Consider the following 15,426-nt stretch of genomic DNA (forward strand, 5'->3'; position numbering starts at 1 on the left):
ATGGTTCTATTGTCTTCTCTTATTTACATGATAGTTGGTGATGATTGGGTGAAATGATGTGAACAGATACAGGGTTTTTGGATTGTAATTTAGTGTTATTAATGGTGGGTATGGTTGGGTTTCTTGGTGTCAAATAACCTACTTGCTAAACGGTTACGAGTTAAGTAAGTTTGAGCGGCTTTCTAGAGCGATTAACACGGACGGGATGGAAAAGCTGCGTAGGTTGTCTTGACTTAGGATTAACTAATATGGTAAGGATTAAAATCATAAAATACAAGAAATATACACAATGACTTTTAGTGCATCGTCTAACTTTAATCATGGCTATCCCACACCAGGTCCACAAAGTCCCAGTGGACAGAAAGTAATGGATCATGTTTTCTTCGTATCGGAAACAGAATGGAAGAAAGTCCGGGAAGAAATGCAATTTGATTACATTATTATTGGTAGTGGTTTTTGTGCCTATGCCTTTGCAGAACGTATTCTCAAACACGATCCTCACAAAAATATTCTGATTATTGAACGTGGGGGTTTCTTTTTACCAGAACATTTCCAAAACCTACCATTACCCTATCAAAAAACATTAGGTGGTTTATCAGAAACCTTCCCTTGGACATTATCTGAAAAGACCCATAATGCCAAATATATTAGGTGGCAGCATGGAATAGTTCCTTTTTTTGGTGGTCGTTCCACCCTATGGAGTGCTTGGTGTCCCCAACCATCCGACGCAGAAATGGCAGGTTGGCCAGACATAACCAAACAAGCAGTACACAAAAATTTCGACTCAGCGAAAAAACTCCTAAATGTTGTTTCAGCTAATGAAATTGACAGCCATCAAAAAAATAATCATTTTTTCAATATTCCGACCTGTGGGAATGACCCTATTTACGGAATTATGCAAAAATCATTAACGGCAATGCTGACAAAAAATTACTCCAGCATTCCCAACGTTAACCGTGTTGAAGCAGCACCATTAGCAGCAGGATCAAACGATACTGATTTTAGCAAATATGGCATCCCTGGACCATTATTAACACTAGCTGGAAAACAAGTACAGTTAGAACATAAAAATTCAAATAATCAGTCTCTATTCCGCATCGTTACCAATTGCATTGTTCATCAAATTCTCGAACAAAATGGGAAAGCAACTGCTTTAGAAACATCACGGGGTGTGATTAGTCTTGGTAATGCCAAACTCATTTTAGCAATGGGAACGCTGCCACCGACAACATTAATTCATAATTCTTTCCCCAAGGAATCATTTCCTCAGTTAAAAAACGTTGGAGAAAGGTTTACTGCTCATTTTATTAGTTCTATTGTGGCACGGATACCACGTAAATGTTATCCCTTTAATGATCGATTAGGGCAGTTAGAAATGGGGGCAATTTATATTGCTGGTAACGATCCCAAAAACCAAGGACAATTTCATATTCAACTGTCAATTTTATCTGATAAATATCCCGTTAAAAATGCCCAATTAGCTGCTCGGTATATGCCTGATGTTGTTGCTACAGCTTCTCCTCAACAATTAGCAACTTCCGAAGATTACTTGGTATTTGTTTGTGCCGTTTTGGGTGAAATAGATTACAAAAATAGCAATAACTGGTTTCGTAAAAATTCTGGAGCAGATTTAACTTGCAATTCCAATTTGCAAGTTTTAGCTAATGAAAATGATTACCAAGTCTGGGATACTATGGATGAGGCAACTTTTGCGATGTTAGAGAAAGCATTGCTGCCTGAAAATTCTGGCTACTCAGTTGAATATTGGCATAATGATCAAGATCAAGGAACATGGCAAGCTAAACGACCATCTCCAGGTCAAATTCGTGTGGATGGGTTAGTACATGAAGGATCAACTTTGTGGATCGGTAATGATCATGACTCGGATGGACCATCACCAGTAGATATTAACTATAAATTGCGTGGCATCGAAAATGTGTATGTAACAGGTGGATGTCTCTGGACACGAAGTGGTTCATGGAATCCAACGGCTGCAATGGTAGCTTTAACACAGGATCTAGCAGACAAACTCAGTTTCAACTAATAATTGTAATGAAATAATTGATCTGCAAAATTACGATTATTCTTCAAACAAAACCGCAAATATACACATCGCAATAATACTTGCCTGCGTACATCTGCGGTTAAAAATCCTTAATGCACCAACTCAATAGCCCGCTTAGTCAACGCTTCCGCAGTCAACCCATTAAAAGCCATCAACTCACCAGCACTAGCCGTAGTTTCCCCACGCTTCCAGGCGAAAGAATCACGCTTAGAATTACTGCGTAACATGATTGGTTCTAACATCGCCGCAGCACCACCTGTCACACCAATTAAGGCATCTCCACCAAACAATTGCTCAAAATCGGCATCACTTAAAAAACCGTTATCAGGTTCAGAACAAGTATCCCAAGCTGTATCATGAGGACGATATAAACGACGGGGATTGATAATAGAAACAATCTTCACACCAATACCTTCAGTTTCTAAAAAAGCCGCCGCTTCAAACACAGGAATTAAAGTCATATCGCCAATAACTGCAAATACAACTGTCTTCCCACCCGCAACTTCATGTAATAACACCGCGCCATCAATTAAGCCTTTTTCAGTTTGGGCAAAGGTGCTACGAATTGGCAAAGGAGACTTACTAGCAGTAATGACAATGCCCTTATTTTTTGTTTGCAAAGCCCAGTCATAACAGACTTGAATACTGTTAGCATCAGGGGGAAATAATGGGAAGACATTTCCCGTTCTCATTAAAGATGCAAAATAAGCTTCAATTTCTGGTCTTTGGTGAGTCCAACCGTTGCGTCCTTGTTCTAAAGCCCCCGCAGTAAATAATGTAATTGTTGAGGGAGTTTTGCGGCGTAATTCTGCCATTGCTTGGGTGACAGTTTGCCAAATTGGTAAACCATTGATAGCAAAAGATTCGTAGGAACACCACAAAGTTCTCGCACCCATTAAGGATAATCCAGCGGCTAATCCGGCACAAGCATCTTCGCTCAAAGGTTCGTAAACTTGACCTCCTGGGGCTTGATGATAGGTTTCATCTGTGGTAGGGTGAATGATTTTTAATGCTTCATTAATATTACCAATTCCTGAAGCGGCGTTACCATCGGCGTTTGTCACCAGGAAATTTTTATCTTTATTTCCTACTACTCCCACTAACTTACCCATCACAGTTGTAGCAACTTGAGGAACTGCCCCAACTTGATATTCTTCTAATGGTAATTTACCTAAATCTGCTAAAGGTAATTCAAATTCTGTCACCACTGTTTTCGCTGCTGGTCCACCTCCTGCACGTTCGGCATTGGTGCGGACTGTTTGCCATGCTTCTACAGATAAAGCCCGATTTTTTAATGCTGTAATAATGTGGGGCGCATCTAATGTATCTTTAGGATAGAGGTTGTGTGATTTTGCACCTAAATCATGAACTCCTGCACCTTTGAGTTGTTTGATAATAAATACGGTCAATTTACCGCTAAGTGCTGAACGTGCGGCTTTATCCATTCCTACTAATACCGCTTTGGTAAATTCTAGACGGTTCTTAAAGGAAAATGCGGTACTATCAACATATTCACCGTCTTGGTTTTGGTCGTCAAAATCTTTGGCATTAACTAACACAACTTCCGCAAAACCGTTACCTTGCCAATAGGCAATCATCTCTGCATTGGTTTTTAGAGATACCATGCTGTGGTGTTCTTGGCTGTAACCGTTCCACACTAACACGGGTAGGAAGTTGGTGACGGTGGGGTAAGCGGTGTTGAAATGCGCCATTGAACTCATGATATAGGGTTCACCCAGTCCCCCGTCTCCCAGGGTGAAGGGGAAGAGTTTATCACGGTGTAAGAGGGCGGCGGCCATGGCAAAATGTTGTCCTTGTCCCAGGGGTCCAGCAGGTGCGAGAATGCCGGGAATGTAGCCGGATAGGTGTCCTAATAATCCATGCTTTTCTCGAAAGCGATCGCGCAATTGTTGTACTGTAGAAATGCCCATGTCTTCTAAGGAACGGTCTAGGAACATGGCGCTATAAAAACCAGGGGCGTGATGTCCTACTTCCGTGATAATGTTTTTATGTCCCAGCATGACCAAAGCTGCATAAGCTTCCGCTTGGCTGGCAAAACCGCCGGGGTGTCCAGAAGCCTTACTACCAGTGATTTGTAGGGTTAGATAGCGCAGGGCATCGGCAGCTAATAAGGTTTGATATACTGCCTTTGTATCTGTAGGATTTGCGATCGCACCTTTGCCCGATTCTATCACTGGATTTGCACCATATTTTTCAAAATCTGGCAATGCTTCCCCAAAATATTGAATACCTTCACAAAAGTTGGGAACGGTGGAAGATGCTTTTGATGTCGTTGTCATGCTGAGTACCTTAAATAATTTTGTAGTTTTCATGAATGACTTTTTTATCTCACGCAGAGGCGCAGAGGCACGGAGAGGAGATAGGAGAGGTCTGAAAACTGCTGTAATGTAACCAAAATTTTACATCTTATCGGTTGCAACGGTTTATAGCAGTTTCACAATGGCAAATATAAGGAGAATTTATTATCACAATTCATCCGCTAATTCATTCGCCAATTCATTCGCCAGGGAATAAATTCCCTGTCTAATAGCTGAAGTCGGTTAAAACCGACTATTTTTTTAGTTAGTGAGTAATGCTATAGTCTTAATCAATATAGTATTGAGTTGTAGTTAGTTAATATGGCGTTATGGCGGTTATATTATCATATTGTTTGGGCTACTAAACAACGACAACCTTTAATATCTAGTGATATAGAAGATAAATTATATGGTTATTTAATTGGTAAAGCTAATTATTTAGGTTGCATTGTTCATGCTATTGGTGGAATTGAAGATCATATTCATTTAGTTGTTTCTATTCCTCCCAAATTATCTGTTGCTGAATTTGTAAAAACCTTAAAAGGTAGCAGTACCTATCATTATAATCATTATTTAGACATAACAAAAAAATTTGCTTGGCAAGAAGGATATGGTGTTTTTTCACTAGGAGGTAAACAATTACAAGAAGCTGTTGATTATGTGAATAATCAAAAAATACACCATCAAAATAAAACCACCATTCTATTCTTAGAACAAGAAACCGATTTAGATCAACCTCCAAACTAAAAATTAGAGATTTTTATAGTCGGTTTGAACCGACTTTAGCTATGAGACAGGGAATTTATTCCCTGGCTATCTCCAAACTAAAAATTAGAGATTTTTATAGTCGGTTTGAACCGACTTTAGCTATGAGACAGTGAATTTATTCCCTGGCTATCTCCAAACTAAAAATTAGAGATTTTTATAGTCAGTTTGAACCGACTTTAGCTATGAGACAGGGAATTTATTCCCTGGCTATCTCCAAGCTGAAAATTAGAGATTTTTATAGTCAGTTTGAACCGACTTTAGCTATGAGACAGGGAATTTATTCCCTGACTAATTTATTCCTTGGCTGGCTGTCACCTAACCAACAATTGCTATATAGTAAATTAAAGTTTTATGAAGCGAGGTTTAGGAATGTACATAGTACAAATTGCCTCAGAATGCGCTCCTGTCATTAAAGCCGGGGGTTTGGGGGATGTCGTCTATGGACTCAGTCGGGAGTTGGAAGGACGGGGAAACACTGTTGAACTCATCCTACCTATGTATGATTGTATGCGTTATGACCACATCTGGGGGTTACATGATGCTTACCTGAATCTCTGGGTCCCCTGGTATGGGGCAGCTATTCACTGTTCTGTTTACTGCGGTTGGGTACATGGTCGAGTTTGTTTCTTTATTCAACCCCACTGTGAGGACAACTTTTTTAATAGAGGTTGTTACTATGGTTGCAATGATGACAATATGCGGTTTGCATTTTTCAGCAAAGCAGCTTTAGAATTTTTACTGCAAAGTAATAAACGACCAGATATTATCCATTGTCACGACTGGCAAACTGGTTTAATTCCTGTCATGTTGTATGAAATTTATAAATATCATGGCATGGAATATCAAAGAGTTTGTTACACCATTCATAATTTTAAACATCAAGGCATGGGAGGTGTAGAAACTTTAGAAGCGACAAATTTAAACCGTCCAGAATATTACTTCCAATATGATAAACTGCGGGATAATTTTAATCCTTTTGCCATCAATTTTATGAAAGCCGGGATTAATTATGCTAACGCTGTCACAACAGTATCACCAAATCATGCCATAGAAGCTCAAACTTCTGATATAGGTTGTGGTTTAGGTCATACTTTGCACTTACAACAAAATAAATTTAGTGGTGTTCTCAACGGTATTGATTACGATTTTTGGAATCCTCAAGTTGACCGTTACATTCCTAATAATTACAATTGGGATGATTTTGAAATCAAGACATATAACAAAAAAGCTTTGCGAGAAAGATTGATGTTAGCTGATGATGATCAAAAACCCATCATTGCTTACATCGGTCGTTTAGATAATCAAAAAGGTGTACATTTGGTTCACCATGCTATGTACTACGCTTTGGGTAAAGGAGCGCAATTTGTCTTGTTAGGTTCTGCTACAGAACCAGCAATTAATGCTCATTTCCAACATGAAAAACAATTTTTAAATAATAACCCAGATGTGCATTTAGAATTAGGATTTAATGAGGAATTATCTCACCTGATTTACGCTGGTGCAGATATGATAGTTGTTCCTAGTAATTATGAACCCTGTGGTTTAACCCAAATGATTGGTTTAAAATATGGTACTGTTCCCATTGTTCGTGCAGTTGGTGGTTTAGTAAATACTGTTTTTGATAGAGATTATGATCAAAATTTACCACCAGAAAAACGCAATGGTTATGTGTTTTATGAACAAGATAATCAAGCCTTGGAATCTGCAATGGGAAGGGCAATTGATTTGTGGTATCAACAACCTAAAGAATTTAAACAATTAGCAATTCAGGGGATGAGATATGATAATTCATGGAATGTTCCTGGTGCGAAATATTTAGAAATTTATCAATGGATAAAACACCATTGGTAAGTATCTAAATTTATAATTTTATCCCTTGTACTGAACTGTATTGAGGTCTATTATATCCTAGCTTTTAATCAGGTATAGGATATATTCTTTTGTAGATATGTAGGGTGTGTTAGTGGTAACGTAACGCACCTAATCTTCTTACTCTTTTCATCAATCAAACCGGATTTCTATATTTCCTGCATGAGATTATATAAAATATAAAGTGTGTTTTGAAAATAACATTAATAAATAATCATAAAAATATTGTCAAAATATTCAAAAATACTGTAAATTTATGAAGGATTTTATTACTTAAACAACTAGGTTGTGATTACAAAACAGATGAAAGAATATGATGTTGTAATTATTGGTGCAGGACATAACGGTTTAGTGTGTGCTGCTTATTTACTTAAAGCTGGTTACAGTGTTCTCTTATTAGAAAAACGTCCTGTTCCTGGTGGTGCTGCAACCACAGAAGAATGTATACCAGAAGCCCCAGGTTTTAAATTTAACCTCTGTGCCATTGACCATGAATTTATCCATTTGGGTCCTGTTGTTGAGGAATTAGAGTTAACAAAATATGGTTTAGAATACCTAGAATGTGACCCGGTGGTGTTCTGTCCCCATCCCGATGGTAAATATTTTTTAGCACATAAATCTTTAGAAAAAACCTGTGCAGAAATCGCTCGTTATAATGAAAGAGATGCGAGAAAATATGCAGAGTTTACTAACTATTGGCAACGGGTAGTTAATGCTATGATTCCTATGTTTAATGCTCCCCCAAAATCAATTATAGATATTTTTGGTAATTATAACACTAATAAATTTAAAGATTTATTTTCTGTGGTTGGTTCTACACAAAAAAGTATGGATTTTGTGCGGACGATGTTAAACAGTGCAGAGGATATTATTAATGAATGGTTTGATGAGGAATTTATTAAAGCACCCTTGGCAAGATTAGCTTCAGAATTAGGAGCGCCTCCTTCCCAAAAAAACCTGGCTATTGGTGTAATGATGATGTCTATGCGCCATAATCCAGGGATGGCTAGACCTCGTGGTGGAACTGGTGCTTTAGTTAAAGCTTTAGTTAATTTGGTGACTAAAAAAGGTGGGGTAATTCTCACAGAACAGCACGTAGAAAAGGTATTAATTGATGATAATAAAGCTGTGGGTGTGAGAGTAATAGGTGGTCAAGAATATCGGGCAAAATATGGAGTAATTTCTAATATTGATGCTCAACGTTTATTTTTGCAAATGACTGAAAAAAAAGAGATTGATGCTGTTGATGATAATTTATGGGAACGTTTGGAAAGGAGGATAGTTAATAATAATGAAACGATTTTAAAGATAGATTTGGCATTAGATGAACCATTGATTTTTTCTCACCATGATCATAAGGATGAATATTTAATTGGTTCAATTTTAATTGCCGATTCTATGAATCATGTGGAACAAGCACATAGTAAATGTACACTAGGGGAAATTCCTGATAGTGATCCTTCTATGTATGTGGTAGTTCCTAGTATGCTTGATCCGAGTTTAGCACCAGCAGGAAAACATACTGTTTGGATTGAATTTTTTGCCCCTTATCAAATAGCAGGTGCGGAAGGAACAGGTTTAAATGGTACAGGTTGGACTGATGAATTGAAAAATAAAGTTGCAGATAAAGTGGTGGATAAATTAGCAACTTACGCACCAAATGTGAAAAAAGCAACTATTGCGAGAAGGGTAGAAAGTCCAGCGGAATTAGGGGAAAGATTAGGTGCTTACAAGGGGAATTATTATCATATTGATATGACCTTAGATCAAATGATATTTTTTCGACCTTTACCAGAATTAGCTAATTATAAAACTCCTGTTGATAATCTGTTTTTGACTGGTGCTGGTACACATCCTGGTGGTTCAATTTCAGGAATGCCAGGGCGAAATTGTGCTAGGGTATTTTTACAGTCTAAACATCCTATTTCCCAGGCATTGAAGGATGCAGGAAATACGATTAAGTCTAGTTTTGGGGGAATATTTGGGTGAGATAAATAAAAATACAGCATATTTCATTCTTATGAGGTACAAATCATACAGCAGTTTCGAGGTTTATGAGGTACAGTATTGTAGAGGTTTAGCAATGCTAAACCCTTACTTTAAGTTTTAAAAAGACCTTCTAAAATTGGTGTACCTCATTTAGTCCAAAAGTGCTGTAATAATGAAACTCTTGTGGGGTGGGCATCTTGCCCGCCAACAGTGTAAGGAAACTGCTGTATAAAAATACTGTTTTTAAAAATTTTATTATGACACAGAGTGTATTAATTTTAGGTGGAAAAGGTAGAATTGGTAGTGCAGTTGCCGAGGATATTTTAAAACATACTCAGGTAAATATTACTATTACTGGACGTTCTCCAGAACATAGTTTAAGTTTGGGTGAAAGGGTAGAATATTTAAGTTTAGATTTACAGGAAACTGCAAAATTAAAAAATGCGATCGCCAAATCTAATCTCGTCATTCACTGTGCAGGCCCTTTTCACCATCGAGATACCCAAGTTTTAGAAATTTGCATTGATCAAGGTGTCAATTATCTTGATGTTAGTGATCATCGTTCCTATACCCAAAAAGCCCTTAATTTACATGAAAAAGCTGTAAATGCTGGAGTGACAGCAATTATTAACACGGGAATTTTTCCTGGTATTTCTAATAGTTTGGTAAGGCAATTAGTTGATAAGTTAGACACCCCACAAAAAATTCATTTAAGTTATTTGGTTTCTGGTTCTGGAGGCGCGGGTGTCACGGTGATGCGAACTACATTTTTAGGTTTACAGCATCCTTTTACAGCTTGGATAAATGGAGAATGGCAGGTAATTAAACCTTATACAGATAGAGAAGAAATTATATTTCCTGCACCCTATCTACGTAGTGGTGTTTATTGGTTTGATATGCCAGAAACCGTTACACTTCCTCTTTCTTTTCCTACAGTTAAAACCGTAATTACTAAATTTGGATCAGTTCCCGATTTTTATAACCATTTAACTTGGATTACTGCTCATATTTTCCCGCAATGGTTAATACAGAAACATGAAACCATTGAATTTTTATCTCATGTTAGTCATCAAATGACAGATTTTACAGATATATTTACTGGCATCGGTGTAGCAGTCAGGGCAGAAGTTACAGGTAAAAAAGACGGAAAAAATGTAGTTTATACTTCTACCTTACTACATGAAAATACAGCGATAGCCGCTGGTATGGGTACAGGTAGTATTGCTAAATTATTACTAGCAGGTAAACTAAAAAATCCCGGTGTCTCTCCTGTGGAAGCAGCATTAACGACAGAATTATTTAACCAAATTGTCCAAGAAAGAAATATCGAGATTAATTTTCAATGCTGAAAATAATACATTTTTTATTTCAGAAGTATCAATGAAACATATATTTGGTTTGTGTAAATATTGGGAATTTGCAAATAGATTTGTTAAGCTAAAAAGATAATAATTAGTGGGAATTTTTTGTTATGCCTAGCTTACCTAGTTCAGAAAAACCTAAAATTATCCAACGGTTACAATGGCTATTTAATCCTTTAGAATTAATGGCAGAAAGCACCAGAGATTATGGTGATTTTGTGAATTTATCTATCATTGGTGATCAGCCAATAACTTTGATTAGTAATCCCCAAGCAATTCAGGAAATTTTTGCAGCACCGATAGATAAATTAGATGCTAGAGGTTCACAACTTTTAAAATCTCTACTGGGAGAAAAATCTTTATTATTATTAGGTGGTACTCAACATCAACGCCAACGTCGTTTATTAACACCTCCATTTTATGGCGATCGCATGAAAGCCTACGGTCAAATTATCACCAATCTGACTACAGAAGTCATTAATAAATGGCAAATTGGTGAACCATTTTCAGTTAGGGATGCCATGCAAGAAATATCCCTCAAGGTGATATTACACACGGTTTTTGGTATCTATGAAGGGGAAAGATTTACAGAATTACAAACTCTACTTTGTGCAATTTTAAATTTCGGTGATAGTCCACTACGTGCAGCTGTCAATTTTTTCCCCATACTACAAAAAGATTTAGGTGCATGGAGTCCTTGGGGATATTTTTTAAAACAAAGAGAAAAAATTGATCAATTATTATATGCAGAAATTCAAGAACGCAGAGATCATCATGATCCCGATCGCAATGATATTCTTTCCCTGATGATGTCAGCGCGAGATGAAAACGGGGAAGCAATGACAGATGTGGAATTAAGGGATGAATTAATGACCTTATTAGTAGCAGGCCATGAAACCACTGCTTCCGCTATCACCTGGGCATTATATTGGATTCATCGTTTACCAGAAGTCAGAGAAAAACTGTTAAATGAGTTAAATAATGTGGATGAAAATACAGATAAAAATGAAATTTTCCGCCTTCCTTATTTAACCGCAGTTTGTAACGAAACTCTCCGCATTTATCCCATTGTCATGGTAACTATACCTCGTATTGTTCAGTCACCAATGGAAATTATGGGTTATGAATTTCCCCAGGGTTCATTGTTACTAGGCTGTATTTATTTAACCCATCGTCGGCCAGATTTATATCCAGAAGCAGAAAAATTTAAACCGGAACGCTTTTTAGAAAAGCAATTTGCACCCTATGAATATTTACCCTTTGGTGGTGGACAGCGGAAATGTTTAGGAATGTCCTTTGCACTGTTTGAAATGAAGCTAGTTTTAGCAACTATTATGTCACAAATGGATTTAAAACTATTAGATCATATTCCTGTCAAACCTGTGCGTCGGGGTGTAACTTTAGCACCTTCTGGTGGTCAGTGGTTGGTAGCAACTGGTAAACGAGAAAGGGTAAAAAATACCGCAGGAGTTTAGTTAGGGTTGGCTAAATAATTCGACTTCTCCGTACACATAGCGGGCAGGATGCCCGCACTACAATAGTTTTGGATGATTCAAGGTTTTACCTCATGATTGAAAATGACGAATTACCTCAGAAACAGACCAAGCTTGAGCGATCGCACCCCTGGATATATGCGGTGCATCACCATCAAAAATTTCTGAAATCGAACCCAAACAACCAGCAGCTAAAAAATGCTCTACAAGCGGTTGCCAATCAAAAGGTATAGGTACTTCTGGGTAAAAACGCTCCCAGGCTCGAATATAAGCACCAATTAACCAAGTCCAAACCGTACCTTGATGATAAGCGCGATCGCGTTTTTGTGGACTACCCTCACATTTACCCACATATTCTGGATCACCAGGATCAAGACTTCGCAAACCATAGGGAGTTAAGAGTCGAGAAGTTGCTAGATCCAAAATTTTACGGCCTTGTTGTTCAGAAAAACCACAGTGATGCAGAGATAGTGCTAAAACTGCATTGGGTCGAATTTGGGAATTACGAAGATCATCTGGATTAATCACATCATATAAATAACCTAACTGGGAATTCCAGAACTTTTGCAAAGAAGCTTTTACCTGTTCTGCTTGTTGTTGATAACGTTGGGCTTGATTATGTAAACGAATAGAATTATCTATATCTTCATGGCTCAAATATTCAGCCCATTGACTTAACCAACATAAAGCTGAATACCACAAAGCGTTAATTTCCACTGGTTTACCACAACGGGGTGTGACTGGTACTCCTTCAACTAAGGCATCCATCCAAGTTAAAGCCACTCCATTCGCATCCCAGGAAATTAGCCCATCAATAGGATCAAATTGAATATTGTAATGAGTACCACTAATGAAGGCTTTGTGAATTTGCTGGACAATGGGAAATTGTTCTGCTAAAAACTGCCAATCTTGGGTAGCTTCTAAATAAAGTCCTAAAGTTTCAATCCACCATAAAGCTGCATCAATACTGTTATAAAATGGTTGGCTATTTTCATCAGGAAAAGCATTAGGTATGAGTCCATGACGACAATAAGCAGCAAAAGTTTTTAATAGTCCTTTTGCTATTGCAAACCGCCCTGTAACTAAGGTTAATCCTGGTAATGCAATTAAAGTATCTCTACCCCAGTCATTAAACCAGTGATATCCAGCTATTACTGTCGGACTATCTATAGAAGCTCGATAGACAATAAATTGATCACTGGCTTTTAATAGTTGTTGATAAGTAGGTGAAGGTGAATAGTTGCTTTCTCTCCATCCAAAAGTTTGCGCTAGTCTTTCTTGTTCTGCTGCTACTGCTTCTACAAAGCTATCCGATGTCAGAATCGGTGTTTGGGGGTCTGGTAAACCTACTTTGGCTTCTAGGGTGACGGTATCCCCTGGTTGTAGTTTAACTGTTAAATAACCGGGGCTGTAAAGGTCTTGGCGATCGCCTAATCCTCTTTTGGTTTCTGCGGGTAAAGCATAATTCCAGTACCATAAACCATCGGCTTGATACTCTCCTTTTGTCCATCGTAAATGCCAAGGTGTACCAAATTGCCCGCAATTGTTGATCTGTAGACACAATACCTGTTGACTGAGTAATTGGGAAAACTGGATTTTCTCACTCCCAACTTGTTGATGATGAAAGTCGCGATCGCCTATTAACAGTCTTAACCTTAAAATTCCCTCTTGTTTCCCCTCGTAACCATACTCAATCAAAACTCTTTGGCAATTAGATCTATCTTCTTCTCCTAACCCATTCGGCATTACCAACTTTCTGCTTAACTGCCAATTATCCCCACTCCAAACCCATTCAGGAATTGGGTTAATATCAAAATGGTGCAGAAATCTATAGCCAGTGGGTTTAATTTCACCACTAGCCCAAATATTTGTTCCTAATGCTATGATTTTTCCCGGTATTTCTAAACTAGCCTCTAAATGAGATAGCAATAATTTTCTACCTGAAGGGGGATTTATCGCCGCAAATAACCAACCATGATAAGTTCTTGTATGCACATCAGAAACTGTACCACTGGCAAAACCACCACAGCCATTTGTTAGTAACCATTCTCTTGTATCTAAATCAAACATTCGATTGTAATTCGTAATTCATAAGTGTGTGATCGAGAAGATTTTTGCGCGAAACCTTAATTATCAGATAATCAAAATCGTAATGAGTATGATATATTCGTAACAGATCGTAACTAAACTGTGACAAACGTGGCAGGGTAGGGTATACCTGACCCAAAAACCCACGTAAAAAATGGATATAAGATGAAGGAGAACTAGGTTAATGACACTTTCATACGGAACAGAAGGATGCCTTCGTGTTGGTCAACAAGCACCTGATTTCACAGCAACAGCTGTATATGATCAGGAATTTAAGACAATCAAACTTTCCGACTATCGCGGTAAATATGTCGTTCTGTTTTTCTACCCCTTAGACTTTACCTTTGTTTGCCCCACTGAGATCACAGCATTTAGCGATCGCTACGAAGAATTCAAGAAACTGAATACAGAAGTTCTTGGTGTTTCCGTAGATAGCGAATTTTCTCACCTGGCTTGGATTCAAACAGATCGCAAATCCGGTGGTGTTGGTGACTTAAACTATCCCCTAGTTTCCGACATCAAAAAAGAAATTAGTGCTACCTATAACGTTCTTGATCCCGCCGCTGGTATTGCTTTGCGTGGTTTATTTCTCATTGATAAAGAAGGCGTTATCCAGCATTCTACCATCAACAATCTAGCTTTTGGTCGCAGCGTTGAAGAAACATTGCGGACATTACAAGCTATTCAGCACGTTCAATCTCACCCCGATGAAGTTTGTCCTGCTGGTTGGCAACCTGGAGAAAAAACAATGGTTCCCGATCCTGTGAAGTCTAAAGTTTACTTCGCAGAAGTATAAAGACTTGGTGATTGGTGATTGGTGATTGGTGATTAATTAAATATTTACCCATTACCCATTACCCATTACCTATGAATTTTTAAACTAAAAATATAGATTATTTATGCTAACATCAACAGATTTTACAGGTTTATTTAATGAAAGATTCTTCCGCAATTTTCTACCTAAACCAGCACTAGATGAATTGAGATTGGGAGTAGGAACACCAGATTTTAAATTAACAGATGTTACTAATGATCGGACAGTAAAATTATCAGATTACCGAGAAAAACAACCTGTTATTTTAGCCTTCACTCGGATCTTTACAGAAAAACAATATTGTCCATTTTGCTATCCCCACATTAAAGCTTTAAACGAAAATTATCAGGAATTTGTGAATCGGGGGATAGAAATTTTGATGATTACTAGCACCGATAAAAAACAAAGTCAAATAGTAGTGCAAGACTTAGGTTTAAAAATGCCCTTGTTAATAAATCCCAGTTGTCATGTTTTTAGAACATATCAAACAGGACAAGCATTAGGCGCACCTTTACCAGCGCAGTTTGTGTTAGATCAAGAAGGTAAATTAATCTACAGACATTTATTCTCATTTCTGGATCACAATGCCAGTGTAGAAAAATTATTAGAACAATTTAAAGACAAGGAGATTCTCAATTCATAGACTCGCCATATAAATTGT

10 protein-coding genes are annotated in these 15,426 nt (G+C 37.7%); 8 read left to right on the forward strand and 2 right to left on the reverse strand.

Features of this window, described 5'->3' with window-relative positions:
* Positions 1-289: 289 nt before the first annotated feature.
* The gene (locus WJM97_RS16660) at positions 290-2,044 is read left to right on the forward strand and encodes a GMC oxidoreductase (RefSeq protein WP_353929906.1); all 1,755 of its coding nucleotides are present in this window, start codon (positions 290-292) and stop codon (positions 2,042-2,044) included.
* A gap of 110 nt (positions 2,045-2,154) precedes the next feature.
* Here the strand turns inward: WJM97_RS16660 and WJM97_RS16665 are convergent, their stop codons facing one another.
* Positions 2,155-4,365, reverse strand: a complete 2,211-nt coding sequence (locus WJM97_RS16665; RefSeq protein ID WP_353929907.1) for a phosphoketolase — start codon at positions 4,363-4,365, stop codon at positions 2,155-2,157.
* 339 nt (positions 4,366-4,704) lie between these two features.
* On the opposite strand from WJM97_RS16665, the gene tnpA reads away from it, so the two are divergent.
* The 5 genes from tnpA to WJM97_RS16690 all read left to right on the forward strand — a co-directional run bounded on the left by tnpA (position 4,705) and on the right by WJM97_RS16690 (position 11,845).
* On the forward strand, positions 4,705-5,130 hold the full coding sequence (gene tnpA, locus WJM97_RS16670; RefSeq protein ID WP_353929908.1) for an IS200/IS605 family transposase: 426 nt from the start codon (positions 4,705-4,707) through the stop codon (positions 5,128-5,130).
* Between the two features lie 390 nt (positions 5,131-5,520).
* On the forward strand, positions 5,521-7,002 hold the full coding sequence (gene glgA, locus WJM97_RS16675) for a glycogen synthase GlgA (RefSeq protein WP_353933192.1): 1,482 nt from the start codon (positions 5,521-5,523) through the stop codon (positions 7,000-7,002).
* A gap of 321 nt (positions 7,003-7,323) precedes the next feature.
* Complete coding sequence (gene crtO, locus WJM97_RS16680; RefSeq protein ID WP_353933193.1) at positions 7,324-9,009, forward strand: beta-carotene ketolase CrtO; 1,686 nt, start codon at positions 7,324-7,326, stop codon at positions 9,007-9,009.
* 257 nt (positions 9,010-9,266) lie between these two features.
* Complete coding sequence (locus WJM97_RS16685) at positions 9,267-10,358, forward strand: saccharopine dehydrogenase NADP-binding domain-containing protein (RefSeq protein ID WP_353929909.1); 1,092 nt, start codon at positions 9,267-9,269, stop codon at positions 10,356-10,358.
* Positions 10,359-10,480: 122 nt separating this feature from the next.
* On the forward strand, positions 10,481-11,845 hold the full coding sequence (locus WJM97_RS16690; protein ID WP_353929910.1) for a cytochrome P450: 1,365 nt from the start codon (positions 10,481-10,483) through the stop codon (positions 11,843-11,845).
* A gap of 90 nt (positions 11,846-11,935) precedes the next feature.
* On the opposite strand, the gene WJM97_RS16695 is transcribed toward WJM97_RS16690, so the two are convergent.
* Positions 11,936-13,933: an amylo-alpha-1,6-glucosidase gene (locus tag WJM97_RS16695; protein WP_353929911.1), complete on the reverse strand. Its 1,998-nt coding sequence runs from the start codon at positions 13,931-13,933 to the stop codon at positions 11,936-11,938.
* A 202-nt stretch (positions 13,934-14,135) separates the two neighbouring features.
* Here WJM97_RS16695 and WJM97_RS16700 point away from each other — a divergent pair, with 202 nt between their 5' ends.
* Together WJM97_RS16700 and WJM97_RS16705 are read left to right on the forward strand one after the other, a co-directional pair.
* The gene (locus WJM97_RS16700) at positions 14,136-14,747 is read left to right on the forward strand and encodes a peroxiredoxin (RefSeq protein WP_353929912.1); all 612 of its coding nucleotides are present in this window, start codon (positions 14,136-14,138) and stop codon (positions 14,745-14,747) included.
* 103 nt (positions 14,748-14,850) lie between these two features.
* On the forward strand, positions 14,851-15,408 hold the full coding sequence (locus WJM97_RS16705; RefSeq protein WP_353929913.1) for a redoxin domain-containing protein: 558 nt from the start codon (positions 14,851-14,853) through the stop codon (positions 15,406-15,408).
* Positions 15,409-15,426: the final 18 nt, after the last annotated feature.

The organism is Okeanomitos corallinicola TIOX110, from assembly GCF_038050375.1.
Taxonomy (GTDB): Bacteria; Cyanobacteriota; Cyanobacteriia; order Cyanobacteriales; family Nostocaceae; genus Okeanomitos; species Okeanomitos corallinicola.